Annotated in this window: 16 protein-coding genes and 1 pseudogene; 6 read left to right on the forward strand and 11 right to left on the reverse strand. The window is 67.0% G+C overall.

Features of this window, described 5'->3' with window-relative positions:
* Window positions 1-12: 12 nt before the first annotated feature.
* The 6 genes from GSE44_RS22540 to GSE44_RS22565 all read right to left on the reverse strand — a co-directional run bounded on the left by GSE44_RS22540 (window position 13) and on the right by GSE44_RS22565 (window position 5,699).
* The gene (locus tag GSE44_RS22540) at window positions 13-840 is read right to left on the reverse strand and encodes an acyl-CoA dehydrogenase family protein (RefSeq protein ID WP_159351088.1); all 828 of its coding nucleotides are present in this window, start codon (window positions 838-840) and stop codon (window positions 13-15) included.
* Window positions 841-877: 37 nt separating this feature from the next.
* A complete protein-coding gene (locus tag GSE44_RS26570) occupies window positions 878-1,063 on the reverse strand; it encodes a hypothetical protein (RefSeq protein ID WP_159351089.1) in 186 nt (61 codons plus the stop codon).
* Between the two features lie 33 nt (window positions 1,064-1,096).
* Complete coding sequence (locus GSE44_RS25905) at window positions 1,097-1,852, reverse strand: tripartite tricarboxylate transporter substrate-binding protein (protein WP_159351090.1); 756 nt, start codon at window positions 1,850-1,852, stop codon at window positions 1,097-1,099.
* Between the two features lie 443 nt (window positions 1,853-2,295).
* Entirely contained in the window at window positions 2,296-3,288 is a 993-nt protein-coding gene (locus tag GSE44_RS22555; RefSeq protein WP_159351091.1) for a Bug family tripartite tricarboxylate transporter substrate binding protein, read from the reverse strand.
* A gap of 53 nt (window positions 3,289-3,341) precedes the next feature.
* Window positions 3,342-4,406 (reverse strand): alpha/beta hydrolase, encoded by a 1,065-nt coding sequence (locus GSE44_RS22560; RefSeq protein ID WP_159351092.1) that lies wholly within the window; start codon window positions 4,404-4,406, stop codon window positions 3,342-3,344.
* A gap of 81 nt (window positions 4,407-4,487) precedes the next feature.
* Window positions 4,488-5,699 (reverse strand): acyl-CoA dehydrogenase family protein, encoded by a 1,212-nt coding sequence (locus GSE44_RS22565; RefSeq protein ID WP_159351093.1) that lies wholly within the window; start codon window positions 5,697-5,699, stop codon window positions 4,488-4,490.
* 254 nt (window positions 5,700-5,953) lie between these two features.
* Here GSE44_RS22565 and GSE44_RS22570 point away from each other — a divergent pair, with 254 nt between their 5' ends.
* A complete protein-coding gene (locus GSE44_RS22570; RefSeq protein ID WP_159351094.1) occupies window positions 5,954-6,325 on the forward strand; it encodes a hypothetical protein in 372 nt (123 codons plus the stop codon).
* Window positions 6,326-6,401: 76 nt separating this feature from the next.
* Here the strand turns inward: GSE44_RS22570 and GSE44_RS22575 are convergent, their stop codons facing one another.
* Both GSE44_RS22575 and GSE44_RS22580 read right to left on the reverse strand, forming a co-directional pair.
* On the reverse strand, window positions 6,402-7,349 hold the full coding sequence (locus GSE44_RS22575; RefSeq protein ID WP_159351095.1) for an alpha/beta hydrolase: 948 nt from the start codon (window positions 7,347-7,349) through the stop codon (window positions 6,402-6,404).
* A gap of 85 nt (window positions 7,350-7,434) precedes the next feature.
* Window positions 7,435-9,123: a flavin-containing monooxygenase gene (locus GSE44_RS22580; RefSeq protein ID WP_159351096.1), complete on the reverse strand. Its 1,689-nt coding sequence runs from the start codon at window positions 9,121-9,123 to the stop codon at window positions 7,435-7,437.
* Between the two features lie 137 nt (window positions 9,124-9,260).
* On the opposite strand from GSE44_RS22580, the gene GSE44_RS22585 reads away from it, so the two are divergent.
* Window positions 9,261-10,157, forward strand: a complete 897-nt coding sequence (locus GSE44_RS22585; RefSeq protein ID WP_159351097.1) for a LysR family transcriptional regulator — start codon at window positions 9,261-9,263, stop codon at window positions 10,155-10,157.
* A 10-nt stretch (window positions 10,158-10,167) separates the two neighbouring features.
* Here GSE44_RS22585 and GSE44_RS22590 read toward each other — a convergent pair whose 3' ends face one another.
* On the reverse strand, window positions 10,168-11,187 hold the full coding sequence (locus GSE44_RS22590; protein ID WP_159351098.1) for an SDR family oxidoreductase: 1,020 nt from the start codon (window positions 11,185-11,187) through the stop codon (window positions 10,168-10,170).
* A 435-nt stretch (window positions 11,188-11,622) separates the two neighbouring features.
* On the opposite strand from GSE44_RS22590, the gene GSE44_RS22595 reads away from it, so the two are divergent.
* Both GSE44_RS22595 and GSE44_RS22600 read left to right on the forward strand, forming a co-directional pair.
* Window positions 11,623-12,282 carry an alpha/beta hydrolase gene (locus GSE44_RS22595; protein ID WP_159351099.1) on the forward strand — a complete coding sequence of 220 codons (660 nt, stop codon included), beginning with the start codon at window positions 11,623-11,625 and terminating at the stop codon, window positions 12,280-12,282.
* A 139-nt stretch (window positions 12,283-12,421) separates the two neighbouring features.
* On the forward strand, window positions 12,422-13,099 hold the full coding sequence (locus GSE44_RS22600) for a phosphatase PAP2 family protein (protein WP_235925074.1): 678 nt from the start codon (window positions 12,422-12,424) through the stop codon (window positions 13,097-13,099).
* A 45-nt stretch (window positions 13,100-13,144) separates the two neighbouring features.
* On the opposite strand, the gene GSE44_RS22605 is transcribed toward GSE44_RS22600, so the two are convergent.
* Window positions 13,145-14,113, reverse strand: a complete 969-nt coding sequence (locus GSE44_RS22605; RefSeq protein WP_159351101.1) for a lipid kinase — start codon at window positions 14,111-14,113, stop codon at window positions 13,145-13,147.
* A gap of 337 nt (window positions 14,114-14,450) precedes the next feature.
* On the opposite strand from GSE44_RS22605, the gene GSE44_RS22610 reads away from it, so the two are divergent.
* Window positions 14,451-15,257: a DUF1206 domain-containing protein gene (locus GSE44_RS22610; protein WP_201306196.1), complete on the forward strand. Its 807-nt coding sequence runs from the start codon at window positions 14,451-14,453 to the stop codon at window positions 15,255-15,257.
* A gap of 171 nt (window positions 15,258-15,428) precedes the next feature.
* Complete coding sequence (locus GSE44_RS22615) at window positions 15,429-16,484, forward strand: LLM class flavin-dependent oxidoreductase (protein ID WP_159351102.1); 1,056 nt, start codon at window positions 15,429-15,431, stop codon at window positions 16,482-16,484.
* Window positions 16,485-16,493: 9 nt separating this feature from the next.
* Here GSE44_RS22615 and GSE44_RS22620 read toward each other — a convergent pair.
* Window positions 16,494-16,606: pseudogene (locus tag GSE44_RS22620) on the reverse strand (IS630 family transposase); the annotation flags it as partial.

Below are 16,606 nucleotides of genomic sequence, written 5' to 3' on the forward strand. Positions count from 1 at the left end.
GTCGATCGCCGCCTAGGCCGCGCCCGTGACCACGGCGACAAGCGACGCGTGATAGGGGCCCATCAGCCGGCCAAGATACATCGGGTTTCCATGCAGGCGCGTTCCCGGCGTGCCGCCCTCCATGGTGCCCGGGCGGGCGAACATGACATCGAAGGGGATCACGAAATGCGCCGGCACCAGCGCATCCTTGACCTCCACGCTGTTGGAGCCACTGGCGCGCATGCCGAGGATCTCATCGCCACCCCAATCCGGCAGTATTTCGTAGCCGCCGCGCGGTACTGCCACCAAAACCGTCTTCGGCGACGCCCCCTCCTCGCGCAGGAAAGCGGTTCCAATGAAATGCGTCGCATGGGGAATGCCCGAGCAGTAGTTCCAGCGACCGTTCACGCGCCAGCCGCCCGCGTCCCTCACCACGGTGCCCATCGGCTGCGCGCGATGCGGCGCGATGAACTCGCCATCCGGGCCGAACAACTCGCGCTGCGCCTCCTCCGGCCAATGCGAGGCGACGATGAAGCCATGTGATGCGCCGAGCGACAGACACCAGCCCACTCCCGGATCGCCGCGCGATACCTCCATCACCACCCGGTAGAAGTTAGACAGGCCCATTTCATAGCCGCCGAACATCCTGGGCTGCGTGATGCGGTAGAAGCCGGCGCGGCGGAAGGCCTCGTGCAGATCCGCGCCATAGGTGCCACGCACCTCGTTCTCAGCCTGCTGCTCGCGCAGGATCGGCCGCAGTGCGACCGCGCGCGCGACCAGCTCATCGAGGGTAAGGCCAGGCTCTGGCACGGGAAACGGCGCCGGATGCGAGGCGGCGCGATCCGCATAAGCGAGGGGCATGGCACAACTCCTGGAAGAGAATGCGGCCTGGAGGCGATCATTCCTCGGCCGTGTATCCGGTGACCTTCACGATTGGCCCCCAGCGGTCGCGCTCGGTCCGGATCCGCTCGGCCATGCCGCGCGAACCAAGCGTGACGGGAACCTGCTCCATCTTCGCCAGTGCAGCGCGCAGCTCGGGATTGCCGGACGCCGCGGCGATGGCCTTTTCCAGCGTCTCGACCACCGGAGCGGGCACGCCCGCCGGCAGGAGGATCGTCTAGAGTTCCTGCGAGGTCAGGTCCGGGTAACCCAGCTCGGCAAGGGTCGGCACATCCGGAAGTGTCGCCAAACGCTGCGGGGCGGAGATGGCGAGCACCCGCACATGCCCGGCACGGTGCTGCTCGGCCATGTCGCCCACGACGCCCATGATGGCACTCAGGCGCCCCGTCGAAAGATCCGGCAGGGCCGGGCCGGTGCCCCGATAGGCAACATGCATCAGCCGAAGATCCATTTTCGCGGACATCTGCTCGGCCAGGAAATGCGGCACGGACCCCGCTGCGGGACTGCAATAGGAAACGTCCCGCTGCGTGCGCGCCCACTGCGCCAAGCCGGCCAAGTCGCGTGCCGGGTGGTTCGCCGCCACCACGAAGGCGAAGGGGAAGGAGGAGGTCGCGCCTCCCGGTACGAAATCCTTCAACCCGTCATAGCGCAGCGTCTTCGGATATATATGCGGGTAGATCGTCAGCATGCTCTCGGGCGTGAAGACCATGGTCGAACCATCCGGCGCGGCCGCCTTAGTAGCGTCGAGCGCGATGCGCGCGGCCGCGCCGGGCCGGTTCTCCACCACGACCTGCTGCGCATAGGTGCCGCGAAGGCGCTCCGCATAGATCCGCGCGATGATGTCGGCCGCACCACCCGGCGGAAAGCCGACCAGCAGCCGCGCCACGCGCTCCAATGGCTGCGCGCCGGCGCGGCCGGCAAAGAGAAAGGTTGCAGTAGCGCCGAGCGCGGCACGGCGAGTGATCCTGAGCACGATCGATCTTCCTCCCTTGCAAGGCTCCGCCCACCCGGGAGGGCCCCATTTTGCCGCTTCACGATGCGGTGTATCGTTTCACGAAACCTACGGAAGCATTCGGCCTGGTGTCAAGCTTCCGCCATGCCGCGCGGAACCGCGCAGCTAAGGCGCCGAGGGAGAAAGTGAATCAAACTGCCTTCAGCGCACGGGCCAAGTGCAAGGCCCGTCACCTGGCGGCGAACTCAGTGCCCGCGTGACGCGATCCAGTCTGCGGATACGGCAGTCAAAGGACAGCGCGGCACCACTCAGCGCCACGCTTTCTCGGCTAGCCGCCCTATCGTGCAGCGGCGATGCATCGCTCCTCAACTCCGTCAGCCGTGACGTCGTCTACCACGGCGGCAGCCGCTCCATCCGCTCTGGAATGCGCGCGAATGCCAGCCATGCCGCCGTCCCCCGTTCCCTCACTCCCCGACCTCGTAGCCGGACTCACGCACCACCGGCCCCCAGCGGTCACGCTCCGCCTGCAGCCGCGCGGCAAACTGGGCTGGCGTCGTGTTGACGGGATATTGCTCGAGCCGGAGCAGCGAGGCGCGCATTTCGGCCGTGGACGCCACCTGCGCGATTGCACCGTGCAGTCCGGTCACAGCCGACTGGGGCGTGCCTGCCGGAAGGAAGATGCCGTACCACTCGTCGGCCGTAAGCTGCGGGAAGCCAAGTTCGGCGAAGGTGGGAACATCCGGCAGAGTGGGCACACGTGACGGCATGGTCACGGCCAGCGCGCGCATTCGCCCGGCGCGGTGCTGCTCGGCGCCGGTGCCGATCACGGACATATAGGCGGATATGCGGCCGCCGTTGAGGTCCGCGAAGGCCATGGCGATTTCCCGGTAAGGCACATGGGAAAGCCGGAGGCCGAGCGTCTTCGCCATCGCGACGGAGACGAAATGTGGCGTGGAGCCTGCGGCCGGCGTGGCATAGTCGATCTCGGATTGCCGCCTCACCCATTCGATGAACTGAGGGAAGTCCTTCGCCGGGTGGTTCGCATCCACCAGCCAGGCGAAGCCGAAGGAGGACAGGCCCGTAACGGGCAGGAAGTCGCGCTGCGGGTCGTAGCGAAGCGTCTTCCTGTAGATGAAGGGGTACAGCACCATCATCGTCTCGGGCGTCATCAGGAAGGTGGCGCCGTCCGGCGGCGCGCCCTTCGCCAGCTCCACCCCGATGCGCGCCGCGGCGCCCGGGCGATTATCCACGATCACCTGCGGCGCGTAGATACCGCGCAGCCGCTCCGCATAGAGTCGCGCGACGGTGTCCATCACGCCGCCCGCCGAGAAGTTCATGATCAGTCGCGCCGGGCGATCCAGCGTCTGTGCCAGGGCGCCTCGAGGTCCGGCGAAACCGCCCAGAACCGTGGCAGCACCGGCGCCCATCAGGGTCCGGCGCGTCGTTGCACGCTCCATCCTCGTTCCTCCCTCTCAGGACCGCGGGCGGTTCATCCGCCCTGTCGGCCACGTCACGCCATTGCCGTCTTCCGCTCTATCCAGTTGGCGAGCAGCTTTGCGATCTCGTCGCTGTTGCGCTCGATCATCATCATGTGGCCGTTGCCGTGCAGCCCATGCTCCTCCAGGCGAAGATGCTCTGCCGGCACCCCGGCCTGCTGCAGGAAGGCCACGACCCCGTGGTCCTGCTGCGCCTTCCACGACGCCTCGCCCGTCACCACCGCGACGGGGCAGTTGCACAGGTTCGGCAGCTGACGGGGAGGCTCGGCTTGCACCATGCAATCCTGCAGATCCGGCCGCAGCGCCTTCAGCGGCGCCTGCAGGAGGTCCTCCGGTGCTTCGGCTGGCGGATCAAAGGCAAGAGGCACCGCCGTGAGGCCCCAGGCCAGCGCGCCTCCCGGCGCGTCCACAAAGGCCGGGCCCTGGGGCTCTACGGCGACGATCCCGCGCACCAGAGAGGGGCGCGCATCCGCCGCCAGCCAGCCGAAGGGGCCGCCAGCCGAATGGGTGATCAGCACCGCTGGCCCGATCCGGTCCAGCAGCGCTTCGGCACAGCGGCGCATATCCGCATGGACGCGCGCGAGGTCGGCGATCGAAGGTCCCTGGCCTGCCATGAACTGGTCGAACACGGGATCGCCGATCGCGGCCCCACCCGGCCATTGCGTGTGCAGCTTCGCCTGCGGGTAGGCGCCCGGCGTCAGTTCCGGCGCAACAAAGCGGCCGCGCATGAAGTCATAGCTCGGCGGAGGACCAAGCGGTCCATGCAGATTGGGATGATAGGGCGAACGTCCGAGTGCCGTGCGGTCCACCACATAGACGGCGTGGCCCCGCCGAAGGAAGAAGCTGGCCCAGCCGGGCCGGCCATCCGGCGTGCCGAGATAGTCCAGCCCCTGCCCGCCCCCGCCATGCACCATCACCACGGGAAGGGCGTGCCGCCGCTCCGCGGGAATTTGGTACTGCACGAACATCTGCCCGGCTGCCGCCAAACCATAGGGTTGCAGCTTGCGCGTGACCCCGACCCAGAAGAAGCCCTGATCCGCCAGGACCAGCGGCGACGCCACCCTCGCCACGCCATCCACCGGCCCCGCCTCCTACAGACCGCGCAGGCCGACGGGACGGCCGAGATGGGCTCGCCCGACATAGGTCGCGAACTCCTCCATCTAAGCGGAGCTGTGCGTGCGGTACATCATCACATCGCGGAAGTAGCGCTGAAGACGGTTTCCCTTCTTCGTGGTAAAGGCGCCGGCGGAGCGCAGCAGCATCTCCACCGTCTCCACTCCCATCGCCCCCGCCTGCTGCAGTGTGGCACGCAGGCGTAGATTATCCTCCACGCTGATTGGGGTGTCATCTGCCGCCCAGCGCTCGCATAGCTCCATGTATCGCTCCAGCGTCCGAACCAGGATTGCCTCCGCTGCATCGGCGCCCGCGATGGCCAGGCCGAGCGTGCGCTGAAAGTCATGATGATCCGCACGCAGCAGATTGGGGTCCGCCAGCGTCTTCATCCGGCCAATCAGCTCCTCGTATTCGTCGATTGCGGCCCAGGTCGCGCCGACCACCACGGAGACTAGCGAGGCGTGGTAAGGACCCATGATGCGGCCCAGATACATGGGGTTGCCGTGCAGCCGCGTGCCTGGCGTCCCCCCCACCATCTCCTCCGGCCGGCAGAATTGTGCATTGAAGGGAATGACATGGTGCGCGGGAACAAGCGCGTCTTCGATCACGACAGTATTGGAGCCGGAGGAGCGCATCCCGAGAATCTCATCGCCGCCCCAATCCTTCAGAACGGCGAAGTTACCCCGTGGCACGACGACGAGCACGCTGGAAGGCGGCGCCTGCTCATCCTTCTGGAGCATGGCCGTGCCGATGAAATGCGTCGCATGCGGCACGCCGGAGGAATAGTTCCAGCGGCCCTTGACCCGGTATCCGCCGGGCACAACCGTCGCGGTTCCCAGAGGCTGTGCACGATGCGGCGCGACGAAGTGGCCGGTTTCGCCGAACAACTCGCGCTGTGCCTGCTCCGGCCAGTGCGAGGCCAGCAGGAATGCGTGCGAGGCCGCAAGCGTCAGGCACCACCCGGCACCGGGATCGCCACGCGACACCTCCACCATGGTTCGGAAAAAGGTCGGAAGGCCGAACTCGTAACCGCCAAACATGCGCGGTTGGGTAATCCGGTAGAAGCCCATGCGCTCGAAGGTCGCATGGACGTCGTTGGCATAGGTGCCGAGTTCCTCATGCTCCGCCTGGCGTTCGCGCAGCATGGGCCGGAGGGAGATCGCACGATCGAGCAGGTCGCGCGGGGTCAGTCCAGGCTCGGGCACAGCAAGTGAGACGGAGGGCACCGATGAGGGGCGGTCAATGACGGCGAACGGCATCCGGATGCGTCCTCCCAGCGCCGCGCCTTGCATCGAAACGTGGCATTCTGTGCATGCATGATCGACCCGAATAGACACGTGACGATACAGTGCATCGCTCCAGAAACGTTACGGCGCGGCTTTGCTCTGTGTCAAGCGTGGTCTGAGTCGGATGAAGCGAAGTCGACGCCTTCCGTGGCACGGAAACCATCGGGCAGCTGACGTCTATAGTTTTGGATAGGCCAAGCGACTTCAGATAATGCCAGATGGTGGCAATGACCTTGTCCACCGCCTGTAGCGCCGAGCGATCACAACCCTGGCTTGCGCCAAACGAAGTTCTTTCGCGCAGCGAAGTGTTGGTAGATCCTGGAGCCCAACTGTTCCGCGAGCAGCTTGTGCCGGGAGAAAGACGAGTGGCGGCCATGAGTAAGTACTGGGACGCGATGGAGGACCGTCGTGCGGCATGGAAGCGGCGCGCCGCCGGACCGGGCTTCGGAAAATGCCAGACCTGCGGCCTGAAGCTATCAGTCCTTGGCGCGGCAGACGACCCGGCCCCCGGAGCGCCCCACCGGAAGCGGGTCATGCTCGGATGCATGAACTGCCGGACCCGCAAAGAGGTCGCGTTCGACCCGTCGGTCGAATGGTGACACGCCTCATCCTTGTCGATGCCATAAATCGGTAATCGCTGGCTGACGGGCAGCATACCCGGGAGGGATCAGTTCGTCAGTTTCTCCAGGCGTTACGCAGTGCAGCCGCGACAAAGCTCAGCAATGAGGCCGCAGGTCCAATGACCTTGTCCATGGTCAACACGGCATGGGGCATGTCCGCCAGATGCAGCGCGGTGACGCGCACCCCCTCTTGCTCCAGCCGCTCGGCATAGCGCCGGCCTTCGCCGCAGAGCGGATCATGGCCGCAGGTCAGCACCAGTGCTGCCGGCACGCCGCGCAGGCTCGGCGCCCGCAGCGGTGATGCGCGCCAGTCCGCCCCGTCGGCGGCCGCCGGCAGGTAGTGCCCGATAAAGTAGTGCATCGTCTCCGCGGTCAGCACCATGCCGGGCGTGCGGGGACCATAGCCACCCTCCGCCACCGCCAGGTCGACGGCTGGATAGAGCAACGCCTGGAACATGCTCGGCGGCGCCGTGCCGTCGCGCCCCATCAGCGCCAACACAGCCGCCAGGTTCCCCCCGGCGCTGTCGCCGCCAAGCGCAATCCGCGTCGGATCGACGCCAAGTGCCCCAGCCTCCGCGGCGAGCCAGCGTAGAGCCGCCAAAGCGTCCTCCACCGCCGCCGGATAGGGATGCTCGGGCGCCAACCGGTAATCCACGGAAAGGACGCAACCCCCGCTCTCCTTCGCAAGCCTGCGGCAGACCCAGTCATGCGTTTCCAGGCTGCCGAGCACCCAACCGCCGCCATGCAGGAAGAGAAGACAAGGCAGAAGCGATCCCGGAGGCGGCTCCGCGTCGCGGTACAGGCGCACGGGCACAGAGATCCCGCCATCCGTCGCCTGCATATCGCGCACCAGCGCGACAGGATCGGGCGGAGATTGCAGAGCGCGTGCGCGCGCGGCATGCGCCTTCCGCGCTTCCTCAGGCGGCAGGCTCTCATAGGTCGGACTGCCAGCCTGCCTTATCGTGTCGAGGAGCTTGAGCACGTCAGGATGAACGGCGGGCATCCCTTCCTCCCCCCGCGCCGGATGCGACGCCCGGCGCCATCCCCGGGCGCCCCGCCGGACGGCCAGCACCCCGTGACGAACCAGACTAACCCACCATGGCGCCGCGGCCGCCCCGTGCCTCGGGCACGGCCGGGTCGCTCAGGATGAATCCCTCATAGCCTTTCGCGGCAACCTTCTCACAGATCATGGCGTAATTCGCCATCCCGCCTGCATAGGGCATGAACACGCGCGGCTTGCCCGGCACATTCGCACCGAGATACCAGGAGCTGTTGGCCAGTGGCAGCAGCGTCGCGTTCGCCGCGTCGTTCACATGCGCGACCCAAGCCTCCGCCGCCGCAGCATCGGCCTCGATGCGGGTCAGCCCTTGATCGCGCATATGACGGATACAGCGCGAGATCCAATCGACATGCTGCTCGATGGCAACCGGCATGTTGGTCAAGACCGAGGGGCTGCCCGGGCCGGTGATGGTGAACAGGTTGGGGAAGCCCGCAACCTGCAGCCCGAGATAGGTCCGCGGCCCCGCGGACCAGGAATCCCGCAGCGCAATTCCGTCACGGCCGCGAATGTCCACGGCCAGCAGTGGCCCCGTCATGGCGTCGAAGCCGGTGGCGAAGACGATGATGTCGAGCGGGATTTCCGCATCCTTCGTGCGGATGCCATCCGGCGTGATCTCGACGATAGGCGAGGCCTTGATATCCACTAGCGTCACGTTGTCGCGGTTGAAGGTCTCAAAATACTCGCTGTCGATGGGCGGGCGCTTAGTGGCGAAGGGATGGTCCTTCGGCGTCAGCATCTCGGCCACGGCCGGATCCTTGACGATGCCGCGGATCTTGGCGCGGATGAAATCCGAGGCCGTGTCATTCGCCGCCTTGTTCGTCAGCAGGTCCTTGAAGGCCGCGCGGAAGCGCAAGCCGCCGCGCTCCCAGGCCGCTTCGTAGCGAGCCAGGCGCTCATCCGGCGGCGCCTCCAGTGCCGAGACCGGCGAGATGTCGAAGGGGTGGCCGTTCGGTGAGTTCCGAGCCTGCTCCCGGATCGCGGCATAGTTCGCCTTGATCTCCCGCTGCTCCTCGGGCGAGACGGGCCCGTTTCGCGCCGGAATGCTGTAATTCGCCGTGCGCTGGAAGACGGTGAGGTGGGCGGCCTTGGCGGCGATCACGGGAGTGGCCTGAATACCCGTGGATCCCGTGCCGATCAGCCCGACGCGCTTGCCGGTGAAGTCCACATCCTCCTGCGGCCAGCGGCCGGTGTGGTACCACTGTCCCCTGAAGCTCTCCAGGCCCGCGATCTTCGGGATATTGGCGGAGGAAAGGCATCCCACCGCCGTGATGAGGAATTGCGCGGACAGGCGCGTCCCGCCCTCCGTCACCACATGCCAGAGGTTCGCCGCCTCGTCGAAGGATGCGCTGCGGACACGGGTGTCGAACTGGATGTCCCGGCGCAGGTCGAACTTGTCGGCGACGAAGTTGAGGTAGCGGCGGATTTCGCCGTGCTCGGGATAGCGCTCGCTCCAACCCCACTCCTGCTGCAATTCGTCCGAAAAGGAGAAGGAGTAGTAGTAGCTCTCGGAATCGCAGCGGGCGCCAGGATAGCGATTCCAGTACCAGGTCCCACCAACGCCACTGCCCGCTTCCAACACGCGTACCTTCAGTCCCAGCCGGTCGCGCAGCGAATGCAGCTGGTAGAGCCCGGCGAAGCCGGCCCCGATGACGATGGCGTCCAAGTGCTCGGAACCCGCCGTGCTGGTCCGGTCGATGCTCGCCTGCGTGCTGGACATGAGGCACCACTCCCGTTCTGTTCTTGCCGTGACCCCGCAGAGGCCGCGCTTTGCCGGGGACGCTACGGGCTTGCTTCCGGTCGGGCAATTTCCAAAGCTGACAAGCTGGTGTGAACTTCCGTCACAATGGGGGGCGCATGGACCGCCTGGGGGAAATGCTGGTCTTTGTCCGGGCGGTCGAGGATGGCGGCTTCTCCGCGGCCGGGCGCTCCCTCTCCCTGTCGCCCTCGGCCGTCAGCAAGCTCATCGCGCGGCTGGAAAACCGGCTGGGGGTTTCCCTGTTCAACCGCTCCCTGCGCAGCCTGGCCCTCACCCCTGAGGGCGAGGCCTTCTACCCAGCGGCGCTGCAGGCGATTGCAGCAGTGGAGGAGGCCGAGGCCCTGGCCTTCGCCGGCGTCCAGCTGCGCGACGTGCTGCGCATCCGCTCCATCCCGACCTTCGCCATTCACCGGATCGCGCCGCTGGTCCCCGCCTTCCGTCAGCAGCACCCGGCGCTGCGGCTGGAATTCGTGCTCGGTAACGAACCGGGGAACCTCCTCGAGGGCGGGGTGGACGTCGCCATCTCCATCGGAGATCTGCCGGACTCCTCTCTGGTGGCAAGGCCCGTCGCGGACATGCGCTGGATCATCTGCGCTGCGCCTTCCTACCTGAAGCGGCATGGCGCGCCCGGCAGCCCGGCCGAACTTGCGGAGCACGAGTGCCTGAACTTCAACAAACGGATGCCATGGAGCACCTGGACCTTCCGCGACACGGATCGCTCCGTCAGCCGCATCCGGGCAAGCGGCAGCGTAACCGCCAACCAGGGGGAGATGCTCATGGCCCTCGCCCGTGCCGGAGCAGGGATCGCCCGGCTGGCCGATTTCCAGGTGGGGCAGGACCTAACCTCCGGGCGGCTGGTCCAGATCTTCCCGGAGCATGAGAACCGCATGGAGGACACGGTCTATGCCGTGTACCAGAGCCGCCGTCATCTTAGCCAAAGGGTGCGTATTTTCCTGGAGTTCCTCGAAGCGTCCTTCGCGCGCGCCAAGAACTAGTGCGCCATCCTCATGCCCGGGGGCGCCGTAGCGCCGTCATGGCCATCAATCCTGCCACCCCGATGATCGCCGCTGTCGCCACGGGGCGCTTGGTAGCCTTCACATAGAGGCTCCGGCTGCGGCGAAGATGCGGTTCATGCGTGCCACGCTCCTGGCCACCATAGCCCGCCGCAAACAGGGCGCGGGGGCGGGGACCGTTCGACACCCGGTTCCGCGACTGGTGGGAGGTGTACATGATCCGCTCCATAATCCTGTCGGTCAGCCGCGGGGCAAAGGCGCCGAGGAGGGCGGCGAACTTCGCCTGGAATCCGACATACATGTCCCGCTTCGGGTGCGCCGCGCACCAGAGGATGGCCTCGGCCACCGCCTCCGGCGCGTAGACCATGCCCCGATGGACCGGTTGCATCGGCATGTAGTTGCCAGCGTGCTCGTTATATGGCGTGTCGATGCGACCGGGATGGACAAGGGAGACGGAGATGGGAAGGCTGTTGTGCTCCAACTCCATCCTAAGCGTGTCCGTGAAGCCGTGGACTGCAAACTTGGCAGAGGCATAGGTTCCCTGCACCGCGGTCGCCCGATCGCCGAAGAAGCTGCCCACATTCACGATGGCGCCCGGGCCGCGGCGCTCCCGATAATGGCGGACGGCGGCGAGGGAGCCGTGGACGACGCCCCAATAGACCGTCTCGAACATGCGGCGCCAATCGGCCATGGGCACGTCCCAGACCTGCCCGAAGATGGAGATGCCGGCATTGTTGACCCAGGTGTCAAAACGGCCGAACTCCCGAACCGCCGTCTCGGCAAGGTGGCGGACGTCTTCCTCCCGCCCGACATCACAGACAACATAGATGGCCTTACCGCCCTCCTTCCTGATCTCCTCCACCAAGTCCTTGAGCGCAGCCTTGTTGCGCGCAGCAACGACGACGCTGGCACCTTGCCGTGCCCCCATGCGCGCAGTGACCAGCCCGATGCCGCTGCTCGCCCCGGTGATGACGATCACCTGCTCAGAGAGGTTCTTCAATTTCGGATTCATGAATCCACCTCATCAACGGGTGCTTGCGGCACAGATCTCATGCCGCTGCATCTGAATGCGACTGGCGCATGAGTGATGGCCTTGTCCCGCATGGCCAGGAGAACGCCCTTGCAAGATCACCACCCACATGAATGATCTGTGCAGAAGCACCGGCCCGATGGAAGCGCCAGTGCAAGGAATACTGTTCCAGGCACCTAACCTTTGTTGCAGCACACAGCGGTGTGACGCTCGCATCAGTCACGACTCATCCGCCAGCGCGCAGGCCGGCTGAGTGCCCAGCCCCTCCTTGAAGCATCTGGGCCTGCCCGGCGTGCTGCGTGCATCTTCTCCATCTACAACACACGTGATGAAGTGGATCAGCTGGTAGGCGCAGTCGAGAGGTTCCAGCATGAGCATGTCCGTTGAGTCGCCGCGCGCCGGCCTGAGGCGCCCGGCATGAGTCGCAGCCGCGCGGTAGCCGCCCCGAGGCTGCAAGGCGTCGAGCGGCGCGAGGAAGCCGGGGGCCAGGAGCGGCTCCGATTGTTGACAAGCGACGGCATCATGGACGCCCGGCTGCAACACGCCGCAGAAGGCGAGGTGGCGGTCCTCTGGATGTTCGGGGTAGGCGGTGGCCTGAACGGACCAGCTGGAGGCCTCTACACGCGCATCGGCCGGCAGCTCCGTCCCCATGGCATCCTCTCCCTCGAACTCGCCTACCGGCACCCCGGGCAGCTGGAGCACTGCGTCCAGGACGCGCTGCTCGGCATCCGCTGGCTGGCCAGCGAAGGCAGGCGACGGGTGATCCTTGTCGGCCATTCCTTCGGCGGTGCCGTGGTCATCACGGCCGGCGCCATCAGCAACACGGTCATTGCCGTCGCCGCCCTGAGCAGCCAGACGCGGGGAACGGAGGCGGCGGACTTGCTCAGCCCCCGGCCGCTCCTGCTGATCCACGGCACCGCGGATGAGGTGCTGCCAGACATCTGTTCACGAGACATCCACCAGCGCGCGCGCGAGCCGAAGGAACTGATCCTCTATCCAGGTTGTGGGCACGGGCTGGACGAGTGCCGGGATGCCCTGGACCGCGACCTGCTGACCTGGCTCACGAAGATGGCATGAGGGCGCCGGAAGCCGGCGGCCGGATTTGGCCTGACCCGGCCGGGGCGCTAGCCTGATCGCAGACCTTGGGAAGCGGAGCCATGAACCCATGCTGAAAAGGGCAGCGTGGCTGCAGAGGCTTCCGCCGCGCGTGATCGGCATGGAACGATGGACCCTTGTCACCATCGCTCTGACAGCAGCAGCCTTGTTCGCCTTCGTCCAACTGGCCGCGGAGGTCGTCGAAGGCGAAACCCGCACTTTCGACGAGCACGTACTCCTCTCCCTCCGCAATAGCGCGGACCCAACCGATCCCATCGGGCCACGGTGGCTCGAGGAGATCATGCGCGACTTCACGGCCTTCGGTGGCAACGCCGTGCTTGCGATGGTATCCGTCGCCGTCACCGGCTTCCTCCTGCTGACCGGCAAGCGGCAGGCAGCGGCCATGATCGCCGTCTCCCTCATCACCGGCACACTGCTCAGCCACGCCCTCAAATGGGGCTTCGACCGGCCACGGCCCGACCTCGTCCCGCACGGGGCCGCCGTCTACACGCAGAGCTTCCCCAGCGGCCATGCGATGCTGTCAGCGATCGTCTATCTCACCCTCGGCGCCCTGCTCGCCCGCGTGCAGACGGATCTCCGCGCCAAGATCTATCTCCTGATGGTTGCAGTGCTCCTGACGGTCACCATCGGGGCCAGCCGGGTCTATCTCGGGGTCCATTGGCCAACGGACGTGCTGGCCGGCTGGGCAGTGGGTGCCGCCTGGGCCCTTCTGTGCTGGCTCGTCCTGCTCTGGCTACAGCGCCACAAAGGCCCGGACGACCCCGCCGCCGCCGGATGAAGCCTAGCCTGCCGGGATCCTTCGCCAGGGCATGGCGCAGGCTCCCTATTCCTCCCTGCCAGACTTCTCGCTGCCGGACTCCTCGCTGCCAGCCGCCGGGGCCAGCACGCTGACGGCCTGTCGAAGAATCCGGAAGTTCGCGGGCGTCCGCGTGGTCAGCTCTCCGTCGGTATTGACCTCCCGTGGGCGGCGCGTCCGGATTTCCGCCTCAGCGAAGCTCGCGGTCCGCACCTCCTGCCACATGCCATGCCGGCCGGAACGGAAGGCCGGGTAGACCAGCGCGAGCTTCCACAGGCTCTCGAACTCAAGGCTGTAGAGGTTAAGGCGACCGTCATCGATCTCCGCATCCTCCGCGATGGCCATGCCGCCGCCATAGTACCGCCCATTGCCGACAGCGATCTGGAGCGTGTGCACCTTGTGGACCGTGCCGTCGTACTGGATCTGGGCGGAGAAGGGCCGCATCTGCCACAGCGCCTGGCAGGTGGCGACGGCGTAGCCCAGCCTCCCCCAGCGCCTCTTCACCTCCTGCGTCAGCTTCCGCGTCACGGCGACGCTGAGGCCGATGCTCGCGACATTGAAGAAGGGATGCCCGTTCACCTCCCCAAGGTCGATCCGGCGCACCTGCCCGCGGAGCACGACGCGGGCGGCTTCCTCCGGGTCCAGCGGAATGCCCAGGGTGCGTGCCAGGTCGTTCGCTGTGCCCAGCGGCAGGATCCCGAGCGGCAGCCCCGTCTCGATCAGGGCCGGCGCAGCCGCATTCATTGTTCCGTCGCCCCCGCCCAGCACGACCATGTCGACGGACGGCGCCATTCGGCGGATGGTGGCGCAGAGGGCGGCTGGATCAAGGCATTCCTCCCGCAACAGGCGTATGCCGCCGCGCTCCATGGCGGTCGCGGCAGCCTCCGCATCATCCGCGCCCCGCCGACTTTTGCGGTTGGCCACGAACAGGGCACGGGGCGGCTGCTGGGGGACCGGCGTCGGCGCCTCCTGCAGGGAGTCGGCTTCGGAGCTCATAAGGTGCTTTTCCACTTTTCGGGAGCAGGCGGAGCGATCAGGACCGTCGCGACCGGCCTGGCCGATCCGCGTACCGCCGCCACTCCCGCCGCCGTCCTCAGAGCGTGGCATGGGCCAACGGCAGGAGGAAGGTGGCCACCATCGCGAAGACGAGGAGACGCGGCTCGCCGGGATGCCGGCTACCGCCAAACACAACGTCCACCCGCGTCTGTTGATGCGCTGGTCGGCATGATCAGCGCAGCAGCACGGAACCCGGGCAACCAGCCTTGCGTTGCGGGCTGGTGTGCGGACGCGTGAAGCGGGGTTGAAAATGGTGGCTAACCGGAACCGCCTTGAGTTGCTGGCCCGGCTTGGCTACGCGGCCCGGGGCGTCGTCAGCCTGCTCATCGGTCTCCTGTCCCTGCTCGTGGCTCTCGGCCGCGGCGGGGAGGTGACCGGCTCGAAAGGCGCCCTGCAGGCGCTCTTCTCCCAGAGTTGGGGAAGCATCCTGCTCGGGGTGGTGGCGCTCGGCCTCTTCGGCTTCGCGCTCTGGCGCGCCCTGCAATCGATCCTTGATGCCGACGGGCTCGGCAACACATGGGGCGCCCTGGCCAAGCGCGCCGGGCAGCTGATATCCGCCGGCGTCTATCTTGGCCTCGGTATCTTCGCCGTCAGCCTCCTCATGGGTTCGGCCTCCGGCGGTGAGGAAGAACAGGCTGCGCGGGACTGGACGCGATGGCTCCTCTCCCAGCCCTTCGGCCGCTGGCTCGTCGGCGCCGTCGGGCTCGGGGTTCTCGCGGCCGCTTTAGGAATGGCCCGAAAGGCTTGGTCAGCCTCCTTCAGGAAGCATCTTTCCTGCGGGCAGGCCCAGGCATCATGGGTCGTTCCGCTCGGCCGCGCCGGCTATGCGGCCCGGGCGGTCGTCTTCCTGATCATCGGCGGATTCCTCCTGGTCGCGGCATGGCAATCCGATCCGGGCGAGGCGCGGGGCCTCGGCGGCGCGTTGCTCGCCCTGCAGGAGCAACCCTTCGGGCGCATCCTCTTCGGGCTGGTGGCGCTTGGCCTCGCCGCCTTCGGGGCCTTTGAATTCGCGGAAGCGCGATACCGGCGCATCGCGGCGCCGAGTGAAGCAGAGGTCGTCAGGGCCGCAACGCCACGGATCTGACGCCGCCATGTCCGGCGGCCCAAGTGCCGCCAGGCCTGTACGGCGCCGGCGCGACCGTCCAAAAGCAGCAGTCAAACCGGGGGCGGTCCACAGGAGCCCCCCGGGACAAGGCCGCGCCCGGCGCGGTGGCACTCTTTCTGCTTGCCTTTGGCCCCTCCGGAGACCCGACGCATGGATATCGCCCTCTTCAACCTCATGTCGCAGAACCGGGCGGATGAGACCCCGGCTGAAATCCTCGGCATGACGGTGGAGATGGTGCGCCTTGCGGAGCAGCTCGGCTTCGACGGCACTTGGTTCGCCGAGCATCACTTCACCAGCCACTCCGTCTGCCCCTCCCCTCTGATGATGGCCGCCCACTGCGCCGCGGTCACCCGGCGCCTCCGCCTCGGCCCGGCCGTGGTGGTGCTGCCGCTGCACCACCCGCTACGCGTGGTGCAGGAGCTGGGGATGCTGCAGGCCCTCACCGGCGGGCGCATGCAGCTCGGACTGGGCACCGGGCACCAGCCGCATGAGTTCAATACCTATGGCGTCCCCATGGGCGAGCGCACGGCCATCCTCGAGGAAGGCTGGGACATCATCGAGCGCGGCCTGACCACGGGCCTGGTCGGCCACGAAGGACGCCACTTCAGGATTCCCGAAGCCCCCATCGCCGCCTTCCCTGGCCAGATGCCGCCGCTCTTCCTCGCTGGCGGGGAGCCGAAGCTGCTGCAGCGCGCGGCCCGCGCCGGCGGGTCACTCTTCATCAGCCAGGGGCATCGCCGCGCGGCGGCGGCCCTGCCGATGCGGGACAAGCTGCTCGCCGCCCTGCGTGCGGGCGGCCTGCCCGACTCGGCGCTCCGCCTCGCCATCCAGCGATACGTCTTCGTCACCGACGACCCGGCCGAGAAGCGCCGGGCGGCTGAGGGCATGCTGCGCTTCATCCGCACCACCCTCTCGCTGCGCGACGAAGTCCCGCCGCGCGACGGCGCCTTCATGCGCTCGATCGCCTTCGAGGGGGAGCCGAGCATCGACTGGCTGCTGGAGAACGCCCCGATCGGCTCGGCCGAGCAGGTGACGGAGCGGCTCGTGGAGGATTTCGACATCCTCTCGCCCACGCATTGGAGCCTCTACATGGGCTTCAGCGGCCTTCCGGCCGCCCGCGTGCTAGCCTCGCTGGAAAACTTCGGAGCCAAGGTGCTACCGGCGCTGCGGCGGCTGAAGGCGGAGCCGGCGCGGCTCGCTTCCTAGTGCACTGACTCATTCAGAGGGTGCAGGAAGTCTGGCCAGCTTGGCGAGGATGGTATCGGCAGGCTTGGTCCAGGCGAATGGCTTGGCGGCCCTGTTGTGGTCGCGGATGGTGCGGGTGATGG

Origin of the sequence: Muricoccus harenae (genome assembly GCF_009848505.1) — a bacterium.
Taxonomy (GTDB): domain Bacteria; phylum Pseudomonadota; class Alphaproteobacteria; order Acetobacterales; family Acetobacteraceae; genus Roseomonas; species Roseomonas harenae.

What these genes read in the sequence shown, in the direction of transcription:
- GSE44_RS22540 (WP_159351088.1), bottom strand. Translation starts at nt 840, where the DNA reads ATGCCCCTCGCTTATGCGGATCGCGCCGCCTCGCATCCGGCGCCGTTT.
- GSE44_RS22555 (WP_159351091.1), bottom strand. Translation starts at nt 3,288, where the DNA reads ATGGAGCGTGCAACGACGCGCCGGACCCTGATGGGCGCCGGTGCTGCC.
- GSE44_RS22565 (WP_159351093.1), bottom strand. Translation starts at nt 5,699, where the DNA reads ATGCCGTTCGCCGTCATTGACCGCCCCTCATCGGTGCCCTCCGTCTCA.
- GSE44_RS22570 (WP_159351094.1), top strand. Translation starts at nt 5,954, where the DNA reads ATGACCTTGTCCACCGCCTGTAGCGCCGAGCGATCACAACCCTGGCTT.
- GSE44_RS22575 (WP_159351095.1), bottom strand. Translation starts at nt 7,349, where the DNA reads ATGCCCGCCGTTCATCCTGACGTGCTCAAGCTCCTCGACACGATAAGG.
- GSE44_RS22580 (WP_159351096.1), bottom strand. Translation starts at nt 9,123, where the DNA reads ATGTCCAGCACGCAGGCGAGCATCGACCGGACCAGCACGGCGGGTTCC.
- GSE44_RS22585 (WP_159351097.1), top strand. Translation starts at nt 9,261, where the DNA reads ATGGACCGCCTGGGGGAAATGCTGGTCTTTGTCCGGGCGGTCGAGGAT.
- GSE44_RS22590 (WP_159351098.1), bottom strand. Translation starts at nt 11,187, where the DNA reads ATGAATCCGAAATTGAAGAACCTCTCTGAGCAGGTGATCGTCATCACC.
- GSE44_RS22595 (WP_159351099.1), top strand. Translation starts at nt 11,623, where the DNA reads ATGAGTCGCAGCCGCGCGGTAGCCGCCCCGAGGCTGCAAGGCGTCGAG.
- GSE44_RS22600 (WP_235925074.1), top strand. Translation starts at nt 12,422, where the DNA reads ATGGAACGATGGACCCTTGTCACCATCGCTCTGACAGCAGCAGCCTTG.
- GSE44_RS22605 (WP_159351101.1), bottom strand. Translation starts at nt 14,113, where the DNA reads ATGAGCTCCGAAGCCGACTCCCTGCAGGAGGCGCCGACGCCGGTCCCC.
- GSE44_RS22615 (WP_159351102.1), top strand. Translation starts at nt 15,429, where the DNA reads ATGGATATCGCCCTCTTCAACCTCATGTCGCAGAACCGGGCGGATGAG.